The organism is Sphingobium sp. (assembly GCF_048594625.1).
Classification (GTDB): Bacteria; Pseudomonadota; Alphaproteobacteria; order Sphingomonadales; family Sphingomonadaceae; genus Sphingobium.
On record NZ_JBMDWL010000136.1, the window covers coordinates 24,070 to 46,911 of the forward strand.

Consider the following 22,842-nt stretch of genomic DNA (forward strand, 5'->3'; position numbering starts at 1 on the left):
ACCCTCTCACCGTGTGACGGGCAATCTCGCCTGTTTCAACGCTCCGTCCAGATAGCGCATAAAGGCCGGCGTTCGCCCAGGGGCGTCCCTCGCGCGCAACCAGGCCAGCGCTACCACAGGCCGCCACGCATCAATGTCACGGACGCTGACTGCCGACGCCGCCGCATGGCTCCTGCGCAGCCGCCGCGCAGCCCAGTCGCGCCACAGGTTCGTCACCCAGTCGGCGGGCCCGATGCCAAAACGCATCAGCATTTCGGATCGTACCGCATCGGCCGCCGGATGTCCTGCTGCCGCTTTCGACCAGTCGATCACCATCATGCCCTGCGGCGTCATCATAACATTGCCCAGATGAAAATCGCCATGGGTAAGGGCGTCGCTATCCGGCAATGCCTCCAGATAGGCGATGGCCGCCCGTTGTAGCGATTCGGGCGCCGGACCATAAGCGATGTCGGTAGCCAGAACCTGTTTCAGCGACCGCAAATTTCCTCCATCTGACCGATGCATGGCGGCATGGATTTTACCCATCTGGTTCAGCGCCCATCCCGCTCGCATCGGATTGCGACGGATCCAGTCCATCAGCGTCCCGCCTTCAAGCCGGGGATAGATGATGCCCCGTCGCCCATCCCGGCCCTGCCGCCCGACCGCGGCAGCTGTCGGCACGCCGCATGCCGCCGCATGGACAGACGCATTAGCCTCGCGCGCGACCATCTCGTCCGACACGCTGTCGCGGAACAGCTTGAGTACCTGCCCTCCGCCCATGTCGAACAGTTCCGCGCTCGCGCCTCTGGCGATGAAGGGATAGGGGGCCGTCCGCTCGTTCATCCGGGCCTGTTATCAGACCGTGTGGCCACGGTCATGCCCGTGCATAGCGGTCCTCATAACGGATGATGTCATCCTCCCCGACATAGGGGCCGGTCTGCACTTCGATGAAGACCATGGGGATGCGCCCCGGATTTTCGATACGATGCTGCGCGCCAACTGGAATGTAAATGGACTGGTTTTCCGTCAGTACCGACACATCGCCATCCAGCGTGACGCGCGCCGTGCCTTCCACGATGATCCAATGTTCGGACCTGTGGAAATGGCTTTGCAGGCTGAGTGATGCGCCTGGTAGCACAGTGATGCGCTTGACCTGAAACCGCCCGCCGATCAGCAGGCTTTCGTGCCAGCCCCATGGCCGGTGATCTTTGGGGAAAGTCTCTGCCTGCACCGCGCCCTTGCGTTGCAATGCCTCGACTACTTTCTTGACGTCCTGCGTGCGTGATTTGTCGGCGATCAGCACCGCGTCGTTCATCGCCACGGCCACGATATTGTCGAGGCCAAGGCCGACAATTTCCAGCCCTTCGCTTTCGGACCGCAGCAGCGCATTGCGGCAATCGATCGCCGTCGCCGCGCCAGACAGCGACACGCCCTGTTCGTCGGGCTGCATATGGCTCCACACTGCGTCCCAGTCGCCCAGGTCCGACCATCCTGCATCATAGGGGACGACGGACAGATTGTCGGCGCGCTCCATGATGGCGACATCGATCGCGATATTATCCGCTTTGCTCCACGGATCGGCCGCCAGACGCAGGAAACCCAGATCCGCTTCCGCCTGTTCGACGGCTATGCGTACACTGTCCAGCATGGCGGGCGCGTGCCGTTCGAACGCGGCGATGATATCCTGGACCGCGAACAGGAAAATCCCGGCGTTCCACAGATAGTTGCCGGTCGCCAGCATCTCCTGCGCGCGGGTGGCATCGGGCTTCTCGACAAAGCTGGTCAGGCTGATCGGTGCGCCTGATCCATCCGGTCGGCTCGCGATCTCCAGATAGCCATAGCCGGTTTCCGCCCGTGTCGGCTGTATGCCGAACGTCACCAGATCGCCCCGGTCGATCGCGGCCAGCCCCTTGCCCACCGCTTCGTGGAATGCCGCGACGTCGGGCACCACATGGTCGGACGGCGCGACCAGCATGATGGCGTCGGGTTGCCGCGCCGCCAGATGCATCGCGGCGGCCAATATGGCAGGCGCGGTATTGCGCCCTTCCGGTTCGATCAGGATGGCGTCGGGGTCGATCCCTTCCTGCGTCAGCTGTTCGGCGATGATGAAACGGAATAATGCGTTGGTCAGCACCATCGGCCGCGTGAAGGTAAAATCGTCCGTCGCGCCGGACAGGCGACGGGCGACGGCCTGGAACAGCGTTGCGTCCCCCACCAGCGGCACGAACTGCTTGGGATAAGATTTGCGCGACAATGGCCAGAGCCGCGTGCCCGATCCACCCGCTAATATGACGGGCGTGATGCGCATGTTGGAACCTGCCGCTGTTGGCTGTGCCTTGTTATCCATCGGAATCCCCCTGACACCATTTCATGGCATCTGCCACAATTCTATGTCCAGATTGCTTACCGCGACAATGCGGCATCTGGATTTTTTGCTGCCCGCACCCAATCGACAGCGCCTCCATACCATTGTGTATTCATGGAGTTATTTGGATACCATATGGTATCATAAAGATACCATTTATCTTGCATTGCCCTGTATTATTTATTGGTATAGCTTTCATCTATCATCCGTCGTCCAGGGATCATCATGGCGCGCAATACCTCCATCGTTATCGGCGACCATTTCAGCCAGTTCGTCAGCGAGCAGGTGAGATCGGGCCGCTATGGCTCGACCAGCGATGTCGTGCGCGCCGGACTACGCCTGCTGGAGGAGCATGAAGCACGGGTCCGTGCTCTGGGCGATACTATGGTGGTGGACACCGCCCTGCCCTTCGATGCGGCTGTGCAGCAGGGCGGTGCACAACCGGCAGCGTCTGACATTCCTTCCCCATCTGGGGTATGAACGGCGGGATGGCATGGCGACTGACGCGCCGACAGGACGGAAAAAGACGGCAAAGCGCCCAGTTCGTGCTTTCGAGTAGAAATAGGAAAGACATGGTTTTCGGCATGGAGCGACCATAATGGCATCGGCGCAGAATGAATTGTTTCAGCTTGACAGTCCGCTGCTGGGCGAAATCCGTGGCGAGCGATCGCTGATGGCCTTTCCCTTTTTCGCGCTTGCCAAAAATGCCTGGATGAAGCCGCTGGCCTATTCCACCCCCACCGTGTCGATCGAGGTGCGACCCAGCGCGCGCGGCGTCGCCACCATCTATGACAAGGAAATCGTCCTCTATATCGCCAGCCTTATGGCCGCGAAGATGGAGGCGGGTATGAGCATTTCGCAGGACTTCACCTTCACCGCGCACGACCTGTTCAGCGTCACCGGCGCCAATCACAGCGCCCGTTCCTACTCCCGCCTAGCCGACGCGCTGGAGCGGCTTCAGGGGACGCAGATCCGCACCAATATCGAGGCTGGCGGCGAAGGCGAGGAAGGTTTCTTCTCCTGGCTGTCGGAAGCGCGGCTGCAATATGCGCGCACCGGCAGCGGTGAAAAACGGCTGAAGGCGGTCAAGGTGCGTCTGTGCGACTGGCTGTTCCGTGCCATCCTGCGTGACCGACAAGTCCTTGATTATGCGTCAACTTATTTCCAACTTGGCCCGATAGAGCGGCGCATCTACGAAGTCGCCCGCTCCTCCTGCGCCGATGGAGAGCCGCTCGACATCGACCTGTCGCTGTTGAAACTCCAGACCGGTTTCCAGAACCCGCTGCCCAATTTCCGCATCGCCATGCGCCAGATCGCTGCGGCCAACGCCATACCCGATTATGATATTCAGATGATCGAGGATGCGTCGGCGACAAGCCTGTCCGAAACGGAGGATGCCCCGCGCAAGGCCGGGCGTCGGCCGACCCCGGCGCGGGTGATCATCACCCGTCGCGCTGCACCGACGCTGGAAGCGGCGCCCGTCGACTGATCCGCCGCCCGTTCCCACCCTAGCTCCTGTCTACCCCCCTGCCCGACCACTGATCGAGTGTCGCGACCGCCCGGTCGCGTCATCCCGATAGCCCGCTGATTCGTCCGCACCCTGCTATTCCTACTCGAAAGCACGAATAGGCGGCGGTCATTCCTATTCGAAAGCACGAATCCGTTCACTCCATTCCTACTTGAAAGCACGAATGGTGCGGCCATTCCTATTCGAAAGCACGAACGATTTTCTGCATTCCTACGCGAAAGCACGAACCGTCAGGCCTTCCGATGTAGGATTTTTGCTGCGACTATGCTCGTCCCGACGGTGTCATGCCGTCGGATCACGCATCGGATCGACGCAAAGCCGGTTCGGATCATCAGGCCGGCCCTGCCGGTGGGGACAATGGAATGAAGGGGTGGCTGTGACCACATAAAAGAACGCCCGGCACGAAGGCCGGGCATCCGTTGGAGTAGTGGAGCGACGTCGCCAAACGTCGAACCGGGGTCACACCCTTTCTTCCTACTCCAGATCGAAACCCGTTTCAAGGATGCGCGCTTCGCGCCACGCCCTCTTTTTGTCTGGTGACGGCCCTCCTGTGTGGAGGGACGAATGGGAACGCTTGCCTTTGGTGAGGTGATGCTTGACGCGCTCGGCACGGCCGCGGCGACTTATGGTGCAAAATCAGGGCAATCCGCCCGCCTGCGTGACAGGCCCCGGAAAAGCCGCTCAGGCGCCCCTCATCCGACCGGTGCACCAGTGCTGCGCGACAGCGTGGAAGCGGGCACGTTCGAACATCTCTTCTTCGCCAGCCCGGCCAAGGGCGAAACCGACCGCCTGCTGCGCGCGGCCCGGCGTATCCTCGACGCGGGACGTCTGTTGCGCCGCGAAGCGCGCTGCGACGGCCGCGTCCTTACCATCGCGGAACAGTTGCTGACGACGCTGACAGCTGCCAGCGTGCGCGTGCTGGAGGAAATCCTCACCCTCGCCCGCCTCAACAAAGGTCGGGTATTCCCCAGCTATGATTATCTGGCCGACGCGACCAGCCTGGGCCGCGCTACCGTGGCCCGATCGCTGCGCATCCTCGAAAATATCGGCTTCCTGATGCGCCAGCGCCGCTTCAAGCGGGTAGAGGGTGATGGCCCCGGCCCGCGCTATGCCCAGACGTCGAACGTTTACCGCGCTTTCCTGCCCGACATCGTGCAGCGTTATCTGCCCCGCTGGATGCGCCCTGCCCCCCTTCCCGACGATCAGGTCCAGCGCGAAGCCGATCGGCAGGAGGATATGGCGGCGATGCGTGCGACGCTCTGCCCCGACGAACGGCGCAAGATGATGGAAAAGGGCAAGCTTGCGGCGATATTGGCGCGGATTGAGGCCGCGCTGGACAATCCCACAGAGTGTGAGTCTCAAAACCATCCGCAACCGCTTATAGATTCAATTATAAAGGAAAATCAGCAGAGTTGGCCTAGTCGGCCAACATGTCAGCGCCTGACGGCGCCCCTCCATCGCAACATCAACAACCAGAATTGACCATATATCCGATAACCATCGTCCGAAGCGCCGCTACGCGGCGCATATGCTCCCCAGCGGGAGCAAGCGGCCTTGGCAACGCGTTTTCGCAGCGGATAGGAAAGTCGATAAATATGTTTCTTCGATATGCTGGCAATGACAGTGAGAGGCTCGTAATTCGGGTACAGATGCCTCCATATCGTTGATTGATCGCCTTTTTATCGGAAGTCGTATCGACATTATGACCATTGCTGAAAGGACAGACTCCTTTCGTGGTTTCTCACGACAGACGTTGCGGGACACCCCTTGTTGATCGGGGCATCTAGGGCGCGCTCGGTTCGCATGGTCTGAACGGGATGGCGGATCCACAGCACAGACTATCTAAATGGTATCCGATAGCTATCCAATATCCTTCGGCTATTGAATAGGATAATCCATCTTGACGCAGCGTCGGACCGACGCAAGCATCAGCCACATGAGTCCAATCGAAAAAGCCGCCCGCGCCCTGTGCCGCGCCCATGGGGACGATGAAGATCAACTGTCGGACGGCGCGCCGCGATGGGCGACCTATCTGCCCCACCTTATGACAGTGATCGACGCACTACACGAACCGGACGATCTGATGAAGGATGCCGGGTCGGAAATCATTCGATATGTCGGCGAAGAGGAATCCGAAACAGGCTATCGCAGCGATGCCGCCAATGTGTGGCGCTTCATGGTCGATGCGCTGCGCCAGAACGGCCGCCACAAGCTGGCGGAAATCGCCATCTGCGCCAAAGAGTAGCTATCGGATACCAATGTAATATCTAGGTAGCTATCAAGTATCTTATTCTCTGCGCTGCCGGTCCAGCGCGGCCAGCGCATGTTCCAGCACCGCGCCCAGCGGCAGGTTCATCGCGTCGGCGATCCGGTAGAGTTCTTCGATCGTCTCTTCGGTCGCCTTGATATTGATCTGCCGGTTGCGCCCGGTCACATGACGGCGCGGCTGCCTAACGGGCTGTGAAGCCGCAACCGTCGGCGTAGCCGGGGCAGGGGAGGGCGACGCCGTTTCACCTGTCCAATTCGCTGTCTCATCTGCTTTTGCAGCACCAGCCTTGCGGCTCGGAAAACCGCTGCTTTGCGCGATTTTCTCGATCGCGTCGGCGGGCACCGGCTTGGCACCATTGTCCGATCCGAAATCGTCCAGATCGCCGAAGGGATTGGCCCTGTTCATCCTGCCACCTCATCCGTCTTTGCCGCGCTTTTGCGATGGGCGCGCAGCTGCTCGATCACTTCCACCGCGAACTGCTCGGCATTGGCGATCGCCTTGTCCAGATTGGACACGTCCCTGGGATCCAGTTCTTCCAGCGTCTGGCGGAAGGAGAAGATGGCGCGAAAGGCTTCGCGTTCATGCAGTTGCGTCGTGAACATCGGTACACCGGCGTCGACCAGCCCGTCCTGGATATGCCCCATGGTCCGGGTGCGAATGATCGGACTGGTCCGCGATAACAGCACGCCATAGTGCACCGCGCGGCCGGTCATCTTCTCATGCTGTTTCAGTACGCGGATCGCACGGCTCGCCTGTTCCGCGTCCAGCTGCGATCCCTGCATCGGAATGACCACCAGATCGGCCTGGCTGACGGCCAGCAGCACGATCTTGGCCGCCGTCCCTTCCAGATCGACGATGACGAAGGGGGTTTGCGCCGCAGCGTCCTCGATCTTGTCGAGGATATTATCCTCATCGACATCGGCGACGATCGACAGATTTTCCGGCAACTGGGCATCCCGGCCCCAGGCAGCGATGGGATGATTGGGATCGGCGTCGATCACCGTCACCCTGGCGCCCCGCGCCAGCTGAGAGGCCAGAAGCAGCGCAGCAGTGGTTTTCCCGACGCCCCCCTTGGGGCTTATGAACGCAATGGTAGGCATGCGCTAACCATATAGCTATCCGATACCGTATAGCAATCTGATAGCTATCTGGTATCCTAAAAATAACATTGCTCTATCGACTGCCAAGGATTTCCTTGGTGATCCGGGCCAAAGCCGCTATCTGCCAAAACCCCATGCGTTCGACGTCGATAGTTTATCATTTCAAGCAGATTGCTGACGTATGGCTGACGGCGTCCGTCCATTTCGACGCTTTCCGGGCCGAACCGCGCGCTTATCTGACCGCAGCCAAATGGTGGATCAAGCGCAAACGGGTCCGCGCCCGCGGTCAGTTCGCACTGCTGCTCAGTCAGTCACCACGTGCCTACACTTTATGGGCCTTGCGTCAGGAACGTGATGAAACGGCACGAAGCAAAACCAATGCCGGCCATTCGATCATCGCGCTTATCGACTTGACCGGCGACTTTGATCCGAAATCTTTGGCATCCACGCAGCAAAGCCTGATGGCTGAAGGTTTGGCGCCGCTTGCCATCGGCACCCCTGAGACGCCCACATTTTCCGCGGCCATCGCGCTAATCGACTGGAGCGCCAATCCCTGGCTGTTACCCATCCGCCCCGGTGACCGGATCGCATCCGGCACAGCAGATGCTTATCGCACCGTCATGGCTAACAGCGCGACAAAGCTTATCTATGCTGACGACGATCTGCTGATTGGTCATCGTCGCGCCAAGCCCTATTTCAAGCCCGACTGGAACAGCGAATTGTTCCGGCATCAGGATTATCTAACTGGCGCATGCATCGTTCATGGAATCCGCGCCGATCTGGAGGCCGTCGCTGACAGGGCTGACTGGGCTGCAGGGCTTGTCGCGAATATGGTGGAACGGGGGCAGGGCGCGCCGGTTCACTTGCGCCAGATGCTGCATCACCGCCGTCATCGCCCGTCGCCGCGTGTTCCGGCCCGTCCGATTACCATCGCTCGCGAACTGCCGCTACTGTCCGTCATCGTGCCGACCCGTAACCGCGTGGATCTGCTGCGCACTTGCCTTGATGGCGTTGCAGCGGCCGATTATCCACACGTCGATATCATCGTCGTAGACAATGACAGCGATGATCCCGAAACGCTGGCCTATCTAGCCGCGCTCGACCCCGTCCGGCACCGCGTGCTGCGCCACAGCGGCGCGTTCAACTATTCGGCGATCAATAATCGCGCGGCGGCACAGGCGCAGGGCAGGCTGCTCTGTCTGCTCAACAATGATATCGAAATGACCGATCCGCACTGGCTCGCCATATTAGCGACGCAAGCGCTGCGCCCAGAAGTCGGCGCGGTTGGCGCGCGGCTGCTCTATCCCGACGGCCGCATCCAGCATGCCGGCGTTGTGATCGGCGTCGGCAATGCGGCAGGCCATGCACATCGCTTTCTGTCGCCCGATGAGGAAGGCTATTTCCACCGCCACAGCCTGCCGCAGTTCACCATGGCGGTGACCGCCGCCTGTCTGGTGGTGGAACGCGACAAGTTCATGGCCGTGGGAGGCCTCAACGAACAGGATTTCGCCGTCGCTTTTAACGATGTTGACCTGTGTCTGCGTTTGAACCAACAAGGCTGGCAGTCGCTCTACGAACCGCGCGCGACTTTGATCCATCATGAATCGGTGTCGCGCGGGCTGGATCGCGACCCGGTGGGAGCGGCCCGTTTTGCGGGCGAACTGGCTGCGCTCAAGCGCCTGTGGCAGACCGACGAAATCTACGACCCCTATCACCACCCAAAACTCAGCCGCGCCAGCGAACAATTTGCGGTGGCGCTTTGATGGCTGCTCGCCTCCCTCTGCCGCAGGTGACGTTATGCGCGGTCAGCTCTGTCAATGTCACAGCGACGATCCGGGCACTGGAAGTCAGCCTTTCGCAAATCGATGTCGCAGCCGCGCTGCTGTTGACCGACCATCCGGTGACGCCCGATGATCCCGGCATCACCGTCGTGCCGATCGCGCCCATCACATCGGCACGGGCCTATTCCGACTTCATCCTGACGCAACTGGTCGACCATATTGAAACCAGCCATTGCCTGACTATCCAGTGGGACGGCCATGTGCTGGACGCGTCACGCTGGCATCCCGACTTTCTGGCTTATGACTATATCGGCGCCAGCTGGCCCCAGTTCGACGACGGCCATGATGTCGGCAATGGCGGTTTTTCGCTGCGCAGCCGCCGCCTGATGGAATTGTGCCGTGATCCTGCCTTCTGTCTGTCCCACCCCGAAGACGTCGCGATCGCCCGTATCAACCGCAACTGGTTGGAAGCGCAGGGAATGCGCTTTGCCCCGCGCATGCTGGCCGACCGGTTCGCCGCCGAGCGGGCTGGGGACGTCGCGACCAGCTTCGGTTATCATGGGGCCTGGCTGATACCGCAGGTGGTGGGGATTGAAGCTTTCTGGAACCTCTATCGCGAACTGGACGACCGTGGAACGATCCGGCATGACTTTTCTTCGATATTGAAACAAATAGGACATGGGCGGGGAGGGCGCACCCGTGCTCTTCGCCTGATGCTCGATCAATTCAGGCGGTGACGCCAACCTATCATCAACGTCCGCAAAGGGATCGACGCGCTTGACCAACATTTTACCCGGCCTGCCCCTGATCGAATCCCCGCTATTTCCGGCGCTCAAGGCGGAATGGGGACTGAATGCGGAGGAAGATCGGATCGCCACCGATCTGTATGAAAAGGGTTATGCCGTCTTCGATTTTCCGGACGCTGACCTGGATGGCCGTATAGATCGTATCCAGCAGCATCTGGGGCCGCGCTACGGCATCGATTTCGCCGACCCGCATAGCAACAAGACGCACGGCGAACGCCGTGTACAGGACGCTTGGCAGTTTGACGAAGATGTCCGCGCCATCGCAGCCAATCAAGCCGTCATCGATCTGCTCAGTAAACTTTACGGACGCCGGGCTTTCCCGTTCCAGACGCTCAATTTCCCGGTTGGCACGCAACAGGACGCCCATTCGGATTCCGTCCATTTCTCCAGCCTGCCCGAACGGTTCATGTGTGGCGTATGGCTGGCGATGGAGGATATCGGGCCGGATGCGGGACCGCTCTTCTACTATCCTGGATCGCATAAATGGCCGATCATGACCAATGCGTTGATCGGCCGCCGCGGCTATGGCAGCGACTTGGCATCCGCGCAGGATCCTTATGGTCCGGCTTGGCAGGCGCTGCGGGAGGTATATGGCGTACAGGAAGAATGTTTCCTGCCGCGGAAAGGGCAGGCGCTGATCTGGTGTGCCAACCTGTTGCACGGCGGCAGCTATCAGAATGACAACCGATTGACCCGCTGGTCCCAAGTGACGCACTATTATTTTGACGACTGTATCTATTATACTCCGGCTTTTTCGGACGAAGTGTTAGGAAAGCTGCATTTGCGTGATCTGATATCTATCGGTGATGGAAAGAGGCGTCCGAATTCGTATCTTGGCGAAGAATTAAAATTTGATGATAACGAATTATATAAAAGTAAAAAATTATCTATTTGGAAAATATTAAAAGAAAATATAAAAAATCACAAATAATTTAGAATCCAAGGATCGACAAAAGGATCTTTTGTGAAAAAAATTAAAAGTCTCATATATAAAATTATGGTATCAAATTCAGCTAAAGGGTTTGATGCCAATTTTTATATGTCGCATTATAGTGACTTGAGAATGATAAAAACCAAAAGGCAGGCGTTGCGCCATTTTGTTAACCATGGACGTTCGGAAAATAGATTTCGTAACCGTGATGAATTTATAAAGAGCAATTCTATGCTCAACCATGATCTTCGTTCAAAATTTGATATTGCAGCCTATAAATTCTACAATAGGGATTTGCTAGAAAAATTTGAAAGTGACGAAGATTTATTCAATCATTTTGTAAATCATGGTTTTGCGGAAGGAAGGACAAGCCTTTTTTCTGACGAAAATAAGAATGTAATTCATAGCAAAAATTATAAATGGAAAAAAGCATTTTCTGCTTCGGATTTCGTGGCGTGGAGTGGAGAGTATTTGCCATTTATTCCAACCACAAATGAAGAGGCTATAGATTTATTTTGCCAGATTGGAATTGATAAGCTTTGGCCTATTAGCTTCGCATATCGGTTCGACATAGATTTTTTCAGAGAAAACACGATGATGCCCGCATGCGAGGGCATGGTTGATGCAGATGTGTATCGCGCGTGGCTGAAAGAAGGGTTTCCCGCGGGTATAGCGCCTAATGAGCAAATCTTTCTGGCGCCTTATTTAGGCGGTCTTCCGTTTCCGATGAGTTTCGACTGGCAGGCATATGCAAGACTGGCAGGCTTGTCGCATCTGACAACACGCAGCAAAGCGTTGATGTCATTGTTTGATGAGGCTCCGCGCAAGATTATTCGTTATGTTGGCCTGATGGGGCGGGACGCGACCCGTATCCTCGATTGCATCGGCCGTCGCGCGCTCGTCCAGGGCGATCTTGCCAAAGCTGTCGCTGTGTTCAGGCAGTGTCCGTCGCCGACGAGTGAGATATTGTGCCTGCTTGGAGACGCCTGCCGTCAACAAGGAGACATAGACGACGCGCTTGAAGCCTATCTTGCTTCGATCGCCATGGATCGCGCGCCGCTCTGGTCATTCCTGCATATTGTCGACATTTATGCGGATCGCAGGGATTTCGCCAAGGCTTTCTCCATCATGCGGGCCGCATCCGAATATTGGCGCCAGAAGGTGGAATTCGGACAAAAGCTACAGGGGCTGCTCCAGGCTTATTTTGATCATCAGAGCGCGCGCGCACATGCTTTGTATCAGGAGGCTGCGGCAGGCAGCGGCGGGCTGGTCAATCGCACGGCCATCGATGCGATGATGACAGATACGCTCGATGAAATGCAGGAACTGCTACAGGAAATGGATAATATTCCTTTTGCTACAGGCGGAAATCCCGATGGATATGTAACGATCTTGGCTAATGATGATCTGCGGCAATGCACGCATTACCGGATTGAACAGAAAGTATTTCAATTTGAAAATGCAGAAATCCCGGTAAAAATATTTTCACATCATGATGTTCAAGGGTTCATGGACAGCTTGGTAGGCGCTCGAGCAGCCATTTTCTACAGAGTTGCTGCGCTCCCGCATATTATGAGAGCGATACTTCATGCCAACAGCATGAACTTGCAGACATTCTATGAAATCGACGATCTTATTTTCGACGCAAAACATTATCCCGATCCGTATGAATCATTCGAAAATCAGATATCTGTGACAGAATATGCGGGGCTTCAATTTGGCGTGCCCCTGTTTCGTTATGCGATGACAATGTGCAAAGGCAGCATCGCGTCGACCCCGACGCTGGCCGAGCAGATGAAAGCCATCACCGCCACGCAATCAGGGATCGTCATCCGCAACGGGTTGGATGAACGCAACGATCCAGCGATTGTCATGGGAGCCAATCCGGTCCGACGGACGGACGGAAGGGTGCGGATATTTTATGGGTCGGGCACCAAGGCGCACAATGCGGATTTCAACCGGCTCGTTGGTCCTGCTTTGTTAGATCTGATGCGGCGCTATCCGCATGTCGATCTCGTGATCGCAGGCCATCTCAAGGTGATGAGCGAGATCGCGGTGATGGAGGATCGGATATTATTCTATCCGTTTACACCGGATATCACCACGTATTGGTCGATTCTGGCCAGTTGCGACATCAACCTAGCTGTTCTTGAAAAGGGCATTGTTGCCGACTGTAAAAGCGAAATCAAATGGCTTGAGGCTGCTATCCTGCAAATACCTTCGGTTGTTAGTGGGACGAAGACCTACCGCGAGATACTGGACGACGGCGAGGATGGGTTTATCGCCGACACGCCGGAAGAGTGGCATGCAACTCTGAAACGGCTGATTGAGAATCCTAAGCTGAGGGAGGCTGTAGGCGCGCGCGCACGAGCTAAGGCCCTCACTGACTATGCGACAGAGGTGGCGGCGCAGCGCCTGACAAATCTGTTTGATACTGCTGCGCCTGTTCCGGTGGTTGCAGTACGCAAGCGCTTAAAGGTACTGATCTGCAACGTCTTTTACGCGCCACAGAGCTATGGCGGTGCCACTCGCGTCGTAGAAGATAATGTCCGCACCTTCCAGGCCAGGTTCCCGGACTTGGATATCGCCATTTTCTGTTCGATGGACGGAGCAGTGCCGGCCGGCCAGCTCAGCATGGATAAGGAAGATGGAATAGCTGTCTATCGCCTCTCCACGCCTCAGGAAGTAAACATGGACTGGCGCCCGTTCAACGATGCGCATGTAGAGCCGTTTGAAAGAGTGCTAGATCACTTCAAGCCCGACATCATCCATTTCCATTGCATCCAAAGGCTGACCGCAACGATTGTCGAAGTCGCCTTGAAGCAGGGCATCCCCTATGTCGTTACTCTGCACGACGCATGGTGGATTTCAGATTATCAGTTCCTAGTCGATTCCGATGGGCTGCTCCAATTGCCGAGCATGGACATTTTGGGAGATTGCCAAAATAGCCCACATGGGCCCGCCTCGATGGCCAGGCGGCAGCGTCTCACGTCGCTGCTGCAGGGGGCGAAAGCCGCTATGAGTGTGTCGGCCTCCTTCGCCGACATATATGCGAAGGCAGGCATCTCCAATATGCGTGTCGTTGAGAATGGCACACCCTCGCTCAAGTTGGTGCTGCGAACGCCGCGTAGCGATGGGAGAGTGGCGCTGGGCCATGTGGGTAGCCGCTCTGCGCATAAAGGGGCCACATTGATCGAGGCGACCCTTCGCCGTGGTGACTATCACCATCTTCATTTGACGATGGTTGACGGCACATTGGGCCCTGGCCAGCATATGGACACTATTTGGGGTACGACCCCGGTAAGGCTGACAGCGCCATTCGCGCAGACTGAGGTGGCACAGCTATATAGTCAGTTGGACGTTCTTCTGGCGCCATCGACATGGCCGGAAAGTTTTGGTCTTGTGACGCGTGAGGCTCTCGCCAGTGGGCTGTGGGTTGTCGCTTCTCACTTGGGAGCCATCGGGCAGGATATTGTCGAAAACCAAAATGGCCATCAGGTTGATGTGACAACCACCGCAGATTTGAGCAGAATTTTTGCGAGAATAGACGCCAATCCATCACTCTATCGGGGCCAGCCTGTGCTTCATCAACCGGCGGTCCGTAGTATGGATGACCAAGCTGTTGAACTTCATACCATCTATCTTGAATTCGGTGTGAGATCGGTCAAAGCAAACGCTCCGACCAACGAAAAAAAGAGATTGATGGAAAAATATCAGAGATCGTCCAAGGTGATTAAATAATGAATGATAAATCTGATATCTACCCAAAAGATTATAATGATCATGGCGGTAAAGCTAAGTTGTTAATATCAAATATCGATTCTATTATAGAATGGTTGGAAAACGTAGAAAATGATATAAGTGATAATAACGTCGCTGGTACAAAAAAACCTATAAATTTTTCCATAAGAGATGAGATTCTTTCTATTAAGAAAGGAATAGAATATTTTCTAGTTCAACTGGAAAATATGCGAAATTCAAATGATAGTACGATTTCGCTTCTTTCCATGGTCAACAAGGAAACCATTGTTGCTCATGCCCAAGTGGAAAAATTGCGTCCCCTTGCCGATCGGGCCGACGTCGCCGAGGGTCAACTGCGCGAAAAGATGCAGGAGGCATCTAATCTCGAACTGCAACTGAGCGAGCAAAAGGAAAATGCCGAAAGGGTGGCCGATGAGGCAAGGGCATTACAGGGTCAGTTGGAAGGGCAGATCGAGGCATCTAGGTCCGTGCTGCGCCAGAAAGATGATGCGATCGCTCTGATACAGGCGGAGTTGCAAGATCAGCAGTCAAGAACGGACCGACTGACCGCCGAGGCGGAAACGCTGCGAGCCGAGCTTAAGGAGCAATCTGGCTTTGCCGATAACCGATTGCGCCAGAAGGAAGAAGAGATAGTCCAGGCGCAGGCCGCGCTGGATCGGCAGTTGACGATTGCGGATGGCTTGACCAGTGAAGCGGAGACGTTGCGCGAAAAACTGGACGAAGCAAACAAGTGGGTGTTCAATCTCGCAGGTCAAAGAAGAGATTTGGAACTCACCATAAAAGGTCACCAAAACAGATCTGTCCAGGCCGCCAATCTCGTAGCTTCAAGCCAGAACAAAATTTCTCGTTTGGAAGCTAGATTGCTTCAGGAAAAGCTTGATCTGGAAAATCAAAAATATGAAGTGAAGCGCCTTCAAAATCTTTGTGAAGAATTAAAGAATAGCATAAATGTTAAAGATTTAAAATCACAAAATCCAATAAGCCCATTGGATGAATATAAAAGAACTATTGCCATAAGAAATGCAAATGATAAGTTTGGAATAGCGAATTATGAAAAAACAAAACTTGCCAGTTTGGCAAGTGATCTTCATCACAACGTAGAATTTTTAACTCGGCGTCTTATCGAAATGGATGAAGAGGCTAGTAGGTATCGAAATCTCTATAGAAAAATGAAGGAAGATGTTTCATTTGTTTCACAAAATTTGAGATCTGGAAAACCGCTTTCGAAGGAATTTTCTTCGGATACGCAAGATCTTGTATTTATCGTCGATGAAATAGAAAGAGAAAATATTTTAAAGGAAAAAATTAAAGATGAACATACAGAAAAAATGAAAGATATTCATGAAAATCTTGGAAAAATTTTCGGTGTAATTTCGAAAGAAAAGCCAAGATGGTGGTATATAATGCCAAAAAAATGGAGAGATAATAAAAATTATGAAGAAATGAAAAGGTGCGGATTTTTTGACAGAGATTTATATTATTCCATTCATCCGGATGTTGAATCCTCACAGATGGATGCTCTCGATCATTATATCAGACATGGCATAGATGAAGGGCGGACGTGGTCTGCCTGACCGGGGTGTTTTGAAATGAATCAGGGGCGAACTAATGTTGAATGAATGCGATGAAAATGACCTGCGAATTATCCGGGAATCCGGCATTTTTGATGAAGCGTGGTATATTGGGCGCTATCCGGAAGTAGCTAAGCTGGGGTTGGATCCTATTGTTCACTATATTCAGCTCGGGGCCGAGCTGAATCGCGATCCATCGGCTCGCTTCAGCACGAAAGGCTATCTGGATGCCAATCCTGACGTTGCCTTGGCTAACATAAACCCACTGATTCACTATATTACAAATGGGCAGTATGAGGCGCGGGTTGTACCAGCAGTCTCCAGCTCGGTGGCATGGGTGCCAGGCAAAAGCCAATATGTGTCCCAAGAGAGCCATATAGGCCTCGCTGCCAAGCGCGCGCGTCTTCTTGCTTTCTATCTTCCCCAATTTCATCCGTTTCCCGAAAATGACAGATGGTGGGGCAAGGGCTTTACCGAATGGACCAATGTACGCCCTGCTCAGGCACAATTCGTCGGACATTATCAGCCCCACGTCCCACATGAGGATATTGGCTACTATAATCTGACAGACAAGGCCGTACAACGTAAGCAGATAGAATTAGCCAAGATATATGGTATAGAAGCATTCTGCTTTTATTATTACTGGTTTGCAGGTCATCGGTTGATGGAATCGCCGATTGAGGCTTGGCTCGAAGATAAAAGCTTAGATCATCCATTTTGTCTTTGCTGGGCAAATGAAAACTGGTCTCGTCGTTGGGACGGTTCCGACCACGAGATATTGATCGCCCAACAACATTCAGCGATCGACGACATAAACTGCATTTCCGACATCGCACGATATCTTCGCGATCCGCGCTACCTTCGCATTGATGGTCGGCCGCTTGTGCTGGTCTATCGACCAGCGCTGCTTCCCTTTCCGAAGGAAACGGCAATGCGATGGCGCCAATGGTGTCGGGAAAATGGCATTGGCGAAATCTTTTTGGCGTGTACCCAGTCCTTTGGGCAGACCGACCTTGATGCCTTCGGCTTCGATGCCGTCATCGAGTTCCCGCCCAACAACTCCAGTCCGCCCGACATCACCGATCAGGCCATTTTGCTGAACGATGATTTCGAGGGTCGTATCTACGACTGGAAAGAGTTTGTTCGCCGCAGCGAGAATTACGAAGATCCGGGATACAAGCTGTTTCGTTCTGTTTGTCCAGGTTGGGATAATACCGCCCGCCGCAAGAACCGCGGCGCCATCTTCGCGGACAATACGCCGGAACTCTACGAGCATTGGCTCAACAACGCCATTGATGAAACAGTGCGGACCAAGCCTAATCTGCAGGAACGGATCGTTTTCGTAAACGCTTGGAACGAATGGGCGGAAGGGGCTCATCTGGAGCCGGATCAGGAAACCGGCTATGCTTATCTTGAGGCCACACGCCGCGCGATCGCAGGCTGGTCGGACGAGGCCCCCCCTATGCGCGGGCGCATTGCTCTGGTTTGCCACGACGCATATCCGCACGGTGCGCAATATCTTTCGCTGAACATAGCGCGGGAACTGTCGTCTATCGGCTATGAAGTGCACGTTTTTCTACTGGGAGACGGCCCGCTCAAGGATGAGTTCCGCAAAGTCGCCTATCTGCACGACCTGTCCGGCCATGATCCTCAGGGCGATGTCGCCAAACGGATTGTAAATGAACTTTACGCTTTGGGCGCGCGCAGCGTCATATCCAATACTCTTGTTTCCTCAATCATGCTCTCTGTGTTCAAGGATGCAGGATATAATATTTTGACCCTTGTGCACGAAATGCACGATGTAATCCGGCAATATGGATTGCAGAATATCGCTCAATCGGTGGCCCGCTTATCCAATTACGTTGTTTTTGCGTCAGAACCTGTCGCTCAGTCATTCCGGTCTTTTGCAAGTCTGGGTGATGATCAGTGCGTGATCAAGCCTCAGGGCCTGTATAAGGTCAATAACATCCGCCGCTCCAAGGGGGGAATCGAAAAAGCGCGCAGTCTACTGCGTGAGAAACTAGGCATCGCGGCTAGCGCGCCTGTGATCCTGGGCGTGGGGTATGCGGACAAGCGCAAGGGCGTGGATTTGTTCGTCCGGGCTGGATTGGAAGTCCTGCAGACCGTGCCGGACGCCATGTTTGTATGGCTTGGGCATGATGCTGAGGATTGGACCGGTCAGGTCCAGAAAATTGCTGCGGATGCAGGGCAATCGGCGCATTTCCATTTCCCCGGCTTGGTCGAACATACTGACATATTCTATGCCGGAGCCGATATCTTCGCACTGACATCCCGGGAAGACCCGTTTCCTTCCGTGGCCCTAGAGGCTATGGATTGTGGCTTGCCAGTCGTTGCCTTTGCCAAGGCGACGGGGATGGACGACGTGATTACGCAGTGCAGTGGTGTCCTGGTGCCTCAGTTTGACACCAAACTATATGGGAAGGCTATCGTCAATCTTCTGAATGACGCCGGTCATAGACGTGAATGCAGGAAAAAAGGATTTGATCTGATAGATCAAAAATTCTCATTTTCCCGCTATATTCACGATATTATTCATCTTGCCGGAGAAAGTAATCCAAGGGTTTCTGTCATAATTCCTAGCTATAATTACGAAAAATATATAGTTAGTAGAATTCAAACTGTTTTGAGTCAGAAATTCAAACCCTATGAGATTATCATTATTGACGACAATTCTAGCGATAATAGCGTTGATGTCATAAAGGACTATGTTTCTGGATGTCATATTCCCGTCAAGGTAGTCGTAAACGAGCTTAATTCCGGATCTGTCTTTCGGCAATGGCAGCGCGGTGTCGAAATGGCTGAAGGCGACGTGATCTGGATTGCCGAAGCAGATGATCTCGCGCATCCCTCATTTTTGGCAGATACTGTCACGGCCTTTTCAGACCCAGATGTGGTAATCAGCTATAGTCAGTCGCGTCAGATCGATAGCGAAGGCATGGTCATTGCCCCTGATTATCTAGACTATGTCGCCGACCTGGATATGGATCGGTGGACCAAGCCGTATAAGGTTTCAGGTAAGGTTGAGATAGCGTCCGGTCTTTATCTCAAAAATACCATTCCAAACGCCAGCGGAGTATTGTTCCGCAAATCCGTTCTCCAGGCCGTTCTGGCGGAACATGGAGAGGAAATATTGTCGTATCGCAATGCCGGAGACTGGGTCGCTTATTTGCGTGTGTTGGAAAGAGGTAGTATCGCCTTCAATCCCAAAGCCATGAATGATCACCGACGTCACTCCGGGAGCGTTACAATATCGAATGGCAACAGGCGTCATTATGACGAGATTGTAGCCGTTCAGGCAGATACGATCAGACGACATGATCTCGGCCGCGAGGCAATGGATCGCGCCGGGGCCTATGCAGAGCATGTTGCCGCGCATTTCGGTCTGGAGACCGACTGAATATATAATGTCATCTATTTTTTCTCCGCTGTCAGCAGAGAACTGCCATTGTGGTGACGGGAGTGACGTCCTGTCGTTAACGCGCCATGAGGGACGCTGCGGGATTGACCTGTGGCGTGCTTCATGGTGCAGGGCATATATTGCGCTGGCATCCAGCTTTTTTGCTCACTGGCTGCCTCCCATGCAATCAGAAGGTCTTTCTGCTTAAAGAGAAAGTCTAATATTCTGGAGATAAATATGAAAAAAATAGGAATTGTCTCCATTGAAAGAAATGTTGATACAAATATTTTATCTTTCGATGAAGTGTACAAAAGCGTTGGCATGAATACCGGAAACTTTATGTTTACGGAAGCTGTCTATAGGCAATTAAATGCAGAAACGCAATGTATTGGATTTTCCTATAAACCAGATCAAGCTAATAAAGAACTAGATCACATTGTCATACCGGCGGCAAACTGGATAAACTCATATAATGATTGGGGATGGCTGTGTGATATATTAGAGAAAACGCACATACCAGCAACAGTTGTTGGTCTAGGAATACAGAATGACAATAATGATATAAAGAATTTCAAGGCGAGTGAATCATCAATACGTTTGGCGAGAATTCTTTCTCAAAAGTCTCCTTTAATATCTGTAAGAGGGCAAATAACGAAATCATATTTGGAAACCTTAGGAATAAAAAATTCGATAGTTACTGGATGCCCATCATTATATATGAAATTAGATGATTATAAAAATGGCATAGATAAGAGAGAGTCTATAGTAATACAATCTACAAGATATGGAATCTCTGAAAAGTTCTTAAAACAAGATAGTATAAATAATAGTTTATTTTCTATCTGTAAAAAGCTAGATGCTGATATGATATTTCAATCTGAGATTGAGGAAATGATGATTCTTGTTAAGCAAGATTCCGAAGCAAGAAATATTTCTGATAATGCCATTGATTATCTTTCGAAACTATATGGTTTTGAACGGAAAAATGATTTTTTCGATTATCTCAGGAAAAGGTGCCGGGTATTCTTTGATGTGAATCATTGGTCCAATTTTTTAAGAGATAGATATGGGGTGATTGGCACCCGCCTCCACGGAGCGATAATCGCTCTCAACTCTGGTGTCCCAGCCCTGCTGATCCCACACGATTCCAGAACAAGCGAAATGGCTGATTTTGCTGGCATTCCTACTTTGACTGCTTCGGAAGCGGCCTCGCTGAATACGCTGGAAGAAGCGAAGGAAAAATTAAGCCTTGCTGACGTCAAGAAGTTTCAGGCAACAAGGGCCAGAAACGGCGTCATATATCGCGCCTTTCTAACGGCATGTAATCTTCCATACCGGGAGGAGGCGTTATTTTAGCGCTTGTGAGGCCTGTGCGCGGGTGGGCGTAGACAGTCGCGTTAAATGCTGATTCTATGGGCTTTCCAAGGAGTAGAGTTGCCGTGGCGCAGCGTTCGATTGGGCTGGAGCAATTTGGGTTTTCACGGTCCGAACGCAAGACGTCATCGCTCGACGCGCTTGTATCGCTGATTGATTGGCGCACGGTCGCGGCTCCTCTCGATCCGCTTTATCCGGCCTGCAAAGGTGAGCCCGCTTGGCCGCCTCTGGCAATGTTCAGAGCGCTCCTGTTGTCGGTCTGGTATGATCTGTCCGATGTGAAGCTGGCTGAGGCCCTAGACGATCGGTGACTTGCCCCCCGAAAGGTCACTCATTCTGATGTAGAGTCTGTCCACGAGGAAGGAGCAGACGCAATAGGAAGAGCCGTTTCACCGAGGCGCAGATTATCGGGATGATCAAGGAGCAGGAGGCGGGCCTGCCGACTGCGGAGGTTCGTCGAAGAGCACGGCTCATTCTCTTGCTCGCCTCTTTCGTAATGGCTGCTGTTCAGATATTGGTAGCTCCTACGCGCAACACAGGACTCTCGATGACCAATTTAGCAGGATTGAACAAAGGTGGATCTGTTGCTTTGGGAGAGTGGATGCAATCCGGAAGCGTCTCATCCGATGACGTGGCAATCGTTGGTTATAATGACCGGCTTTTTCTTCTGAACGGCAGCAACGATTATTATCAAGCCTATCATCAGGATATTAATGAGGCAAACGCTCAGGCGGAGAAATATCTGAATTATGCCGATTCCGCATTTTCGGCTTGTGCAAATGTCGCGGCACGATTTCTTCTGACAATCGTTCCTAACAAAGCGACAATCCTGAGTGACAGCTACCCACTTCCACTAGGTAATGGCATCACGCCGCGGTTGAGCAAGATACTTGATGTAAAAAAGGGGCATATCCACAGCCCTGTCAATCTGATGCGATCGGGTGGAGAATGGTTTCGGCGAAACGACACTCATTTTACCTATGCGGGGAATATCGCCTATGTCAATGACCTGATGCGGGAGCTTGATGTCGATGTTGCATTGAGTTGCAGTGAAGATATCCACATGGTGGAACAGCTTGGTGATCTCGGTAGTAAGTTTGATCCGCCAATGAAAGAATTTGTGCAGGTTCCAGCCATGTTTGAAGGAACCGGTACAGTCTTTAATCTAGGAGATCCTCAACGTAAACATACTGGATCTATGTTCGCAACATACAATCCTGAATGCTTAGTTGAAAAAACTATAATAATATTTGGAAATTCTTTTAGTGAAACAATACCAAGTTGGGGGATGAGTCCATATTTTGCACATATTTTCCAACGCTACTTATTTTATTGGGGAAACGAAGTAGACGTTAAGCTAATCGAAAATCTGCGTCCTGATTTTGTTTTATTGCAGACGTGCGAACGTTTTCTATCAACGCCGCCAAAAAATCTTTATCCTGCACTGGCCAATATTACTGCTTGGCCGGAGTAATGCTGAAACTGCCCCGGGCGTTTGGACCGATACTGCCTATCGATCGAAGATGGGGCATTCTTCGCTAGGGGCATGTTCAACAGAAGCGGTTGCCCTGGCGGCCGTTACCCCGAACGGGATTGACGTGACCCCGAGTTTGCCTCCAGCGGGATTATAGTCGGGCGACTTTGTTGCGCATAAACGCGGTAGAAGCAATGGCCTGCGCAGCGCAGTCCGTAGGGCGAAGCGAAGCAGGCCATTGCTTGTGCAATTTGGCGGCGAAGTTCGCCGGTGTTTGATAGCCGAGCGCCGAATGCGGCCGGTGCCGGTTGTAGTCCTCTACCCACGCGGCGATTTGCCTGCGGGCCTGCCCTAAGGGGTGTGGGGATTTAGGATTTCCATTTTGCTGGAGTTGTGATTCACACTCTGGATGGATCGCTTTGTACTGACGGACGCCCAATGGGCGCAGATGGAACCGCACTGTCTGGGCAAGATCACCGACCCT

Annotated in this window: 18 protein-coding genes; 13 read left to right on the forward strand and 5 right to left on the reverse strand. The window is 53.6% G+C overall.

Annotation, left to right across the window (positions count from 1 at the left end; all coding sequences use genetic code 11):
- Positions 1-6 precede the first annotated feature (6 nt).
- Positions 7-822: an aminoglycoside phosphotransferase family protein gene (locus tag ACOJSJ_RS17450; protein ID WP_420146223.1), complete on the reverse strand. Its 816-nt coding sequence runs from the start codon at positions 820-822 to the stop codon at positions 7-9.
- A 31-nt stretch (positions 823-853) separates the two neighbouring features.
- The gene (locus ACOJSJ_RS17455; protein ID WP_420146224.1) at positions 854-2,326 is read right to left on the reverse strand and encodes a mannose-1-phosphate guanylyltransferase/mannose-6-phosphate isomerase; all 1,473 of its coding nucleotides are present in this window, start codon (positions 2,324-2,326) and stop codon (positions 854-856) included.
- Positions 2,327-2,569: 243 nt separating this feature from the next.
- Between ACOJSJ_RS17455 and ACOJSJ_RS17460 the strand changes: the two genes are divergently transcribed.
- The 4 genes from ACOJSJ_RS17460 to ACOJSJ_RS17475 all read left to right on the forward strand — a co-directional run bounded on the left by ACOJSJ_RS17460 (position 2,570) and on the right by ACOJSJ_RS17475 (position 6,117).
- Positions 2,570-2,824 (forward strand): type II toxin-antitoxin system ParD family antitoxin, encoded by a 255-nt coding sequence (locus ACOJSJ_RS17460; RefSeq protein WP_420146225.1) that lies wholly within the window; start codon positions 2,570-2,572, stop codon positions 2,822-2,824.
- A gap of 118 nt (positions 2,825-2,942) precedes the next feature.
- Positions 2,943-3,833 carry a replication initiator protein A gene (locus tag ACOJSJ_RS17465; protein WP_420146226.1) on the forward strand — a complete coding sequence of 297 codons (891 nt, stop codon included), beginning with the start codon at positions 2,943-2,945 and terminating at the stop codon, positions 3,831-3,833.
- A 603-nt stretch (positions 3,834-4,436) separates the two neighbouring features.
- The gene (locus ACOJSJ_RS17470; protein WP_420146227.1) at positions 4,437-5,354 is read left to right on the forward strand and encodes a helix-turn-helix domain-containing protein; all 918 of its coding nucleotides are present in this window, start codon (positions 4,437-4,439) and stop codon (positions 5,352-5,354) included.
- A 454-nt stretch (positions 5,355-5,808) separates the two neighbouring features.
- Positions 5,809-6,117 carry a hypothetical protein gene (locus tag ACOJSJ_RS17475; protein ID WP_420146228.1) on the forward strand — a complete coding sequence of 103 codons (309 nt, stop codon included), beginning with the start codon at positions 5,809-5,811 and terminating at the stop codon, positions 6,115-6,117.
- A 42-nt stretch (positions 6,118-6,159) separates the two neighbouring features.
- Here ACOJSJ_RS17475 and ACOJSJ_RS17480 read toward each other — a convergent pair whose 3' ends face one another.
- Positions 6,160-6,546, reverse strand: a complete 387-nt coding sequence (locus ACOJSJ_RS17480; RefSeq protein WP_420146229.1) for a hypothetical protein — start codon at positions 6,544-6,546, stop codon at positions 6,160-6,162.
- Positions 6,543-7,241: an AAA family ATPase gene (locus ACOJSJ_RS17485; RefSeq protein WP_420146230.1), complete on the reverse strand. Its 699-nt coding sequence runs from the start codon at positions 7,239-7,241 to the stop codon at positions 6,543-6,545. Before ACOJSJ_RS17485 ends, ACOJSJ_RS17480 begins: the two co-directional genes overlap by 4 nt.
- Positions 7,242-7,702: 461 nt before the next feature.
- Between ACOJSJ_RS17485 and ACOJSJ_RS17490 the strand changes: the two genes are divergently transcribed.
- The 9 genes from ACOJSJ_RS17490 to ACOJSJ_RS17530 all read left to right on the forward strand — a co-directional run bounded on the left by ACOJSJ_RS17490 (position 7,703) and on the right by ACOJSJ_RS17530 (position 22,358).
- Positions 7,703-9,004, forward strand: coding sequence for a glycosyltransferase family 2 protein (locus ACOJSJ_RS17490; protein WP_420146231.1), 1,302 nt, complete (start codon positions 7,703-7,705; stop codon positions 9,002-9,004).
- Positions 9,004-9,759 (forward strand): DUF5672 family protein, encoded by a 756-nt coding sequence (locus ACOJSJ_RS17495; protein ID WP_420146232.1) that lies wholly within the window; start codon positions 9,004-9,006, stop codon positions 9,757-9,759. Before ACOJSJ_RS17490 ends, ACOJSJ_RS17495 begins: the two co-directional genes overlap by 1 nt.
- A gap of 40 nt (positions 9,760-9,799) precedes the next feature.
- Positions 9,800-10,759 (forward strand): phytanoyl-CoA dioxygenase family protein, encoded by a 960-nt coding sequence (locus tag ACOJSJ_RS17500; RefSeq protein ID WP_420146233.1) that lies wholly within the window; start codon positions 9,800-9,802, stop codon positions 10,757-10,759.
- A gap of 33 nt (positions 10,760-10,792) precedes the next feature.
- The gene (locus ACOJSJ_RS17505; RefSeq protein WP_420146234.1) at positions 10,793-14,500 is read left to right on the forward strand and encodes a glycosyltransferase; all 3,708 of its coding nucleotides are present in this window, start codon (positions 10,793-10,795) and stop codon (positions 14,498-14,500) included.
- Positions 14,500-16,095, forward strand: coding sequence for a hypothetical protein (locus ACOJSJ_RS17510; RefSeq protein ID WP_420146235.1), 1,596 nt, complete (start codon positions 14,500-14,502; stop codon positions 16,093-16,095). The genes ACOJSJ_RS17505 and ACOJSJ_RS17510 overlap by 1 nt, the downstream gene beginning before the upstream one ends.
- A 34-nt stretch (positions 16,096-16,129) precedes the next feature.
- Positions 16,130-19,510, forward strand: a complete 3,381-nt coding sequence (locus ACOJSJ_RS17515; RefSeq protein WP_420146236.1) for a glycoside hydrolase family 99-like domain-containing protein — start codon at positions 16,130-16,132, stop codon at positions 19,508-19,510.
- Between the two features lie 237 nt (positions 19,511-19,747).
- Positions 19,748-20,866, forward strand: a complete 1,119-nt coding sequence (locus tag ACOJSJ_RS17520) for a polysaccharide pyruvyl transferase family protein (RefSeq protein WP_420146237.1) — start codon at positions 19,748-19,750, stop codon at positions 20,864-20,866.
- A gap of 83 nt (positions 20,867-20,949) precedes the next feature.
- A complete protein-coding gene (locus ACOJSJ_RS17525) occupies positions 20,950-21,195 on the forward strand; it encodes a transposase (protein WP_420146238.1) in 246 nt (81 codons plus the stop codon).
- Between the two features lie 101 nt (positions 21,196-21,296).
- On the forward strand, positions 21,297-22,358 hold the full coding sequence (locus tag ACOJSJ_RS17530) for a hypothetical protein (protein WP_420146239.1): 1,062 nt from the start codon (positions 21,297-21,299) through the stop codon (positions 22,356-22,358).
- A gap of 151 nt (positions 22,359-22,509) precedes the next feature.
- On the opposite strand, the gene ACOJSJ_RS17535 is transcribed toward ACOJSJ_RS17530, so the two are convergent.
- On the reverse strand, positions 22,510-22,842 hold a 333-nt coding region (locus ACOJSJ_RS17535; RefSeq protein ID WP_420146240.1), incomplete at its 5' end, for an integrase core domain-containing protein.

Excerpts from the sequence above, each read along its gene's own strand:
- ACOJSJ_RS17455 (WP_420146224.1), bottom strand. The coding sequence starts at position 2,326 with ATGGATAACAAGGCACAGCCAACAGCGGCAGGTTCCAACATGCGCATC.
- ACOJSJ_RS17515 (WP_420146236.1), top strand. The coding sequence starts at position 16,130 with ATGTTGAATGAATGCGATGAAAATGACCTGCGAATTATCCGGGAATCC.
- ACOJSJ_RS17470 (WP_420146227.1), top strand. The coding sequence starts at position 4,437 with ATGGGAACGCTTGCCTTTGGTGAGGTGATGCTTGACGCGCTCGGCACG.
- ACOJSJ_RS17510 (WP_420146235.1), top strand. The coding sequence starts at position 14,500 with ATGAATGATAAATCTGATATCTACCCAAAAGATTATAATGATCATGGC.
- ACOJSJ_RS17460 (WP_420146225.1), top strand. The coding sequence starts at position 2,570 with ATGGCGCGCAATACCTCCATCGTTATCGGCGACCATTTCAGCCAGTTC.
- ACOJSJ_RS17520 (WP_420146237.1), top strand. The coding sequence starts at position 19,748 with ATGAAAAAAATAGGAATTGTCTCCATTGAAAGAAATGTTGATACAAAT.
- ACOJSJ_RS17475 (WP_420146228.1), top strand. The coding sequence starts at position 5,809 with ATGAGTCCAATCGAAAAAGCCGCCCGCGCCCTGTGCCGCGCCCATGGG.
- ACOJSJ_RS17495 (WP_420146232.1), top strand. The coding sequence starts at position 9,004 with ATGGCTGCTCGCCTCCCTCTGCCGCAGGTGACGTTATGCGCGGTCAGC.
- ACOJSJ_RS17530 (WP_420146239.1), top strand. The coding sequence starts at position 21,297 with ATGATCAAGGAGCAGGAGGCGGGCCTGCCGACTGCGGAGGTTCGTCGA.
- ACOJSJ_RS17490 (WP_420146231.1), top strand. The coding sequence starts at position 7,703 with ATGGCTGAAGGTTTGGCGCCGCTTGCCATCGGCACCCCTGAGACGCCC.
- ACOJSJ_RS17480 (WP_420146229.1), bottom strand. The coding sequence starts at position 6,546 with ATGAACAGGGCCAATCCCTTCGGCGATCTGGACGATTTCGGATCGGAC.
- ACOJSJ_RS17465 (WP_420146226.1), top strand. The coding sequence starts at position 2,943 with ATGGCATCGGCGCAGAATGAATTGTTTCAGCTTGACAGTCCGCTGCTG.
- ACOJSJ_RS17450 (WP_420146223.1), bottom strand. The coding sequence starts at position 822 with ATGAACGAGCGGACGGCCCCCTATCCCTTCATCGCCAGAGGCGCGAGC.
- ACOJSJ_RS17485 (WP_420146230.1), bottom strand. The coding sequence starts at position 7,241 with ATGCCTACCATTGCGTTCATAAGCCCCAAGGGGGGCGTCGGGAAAACC.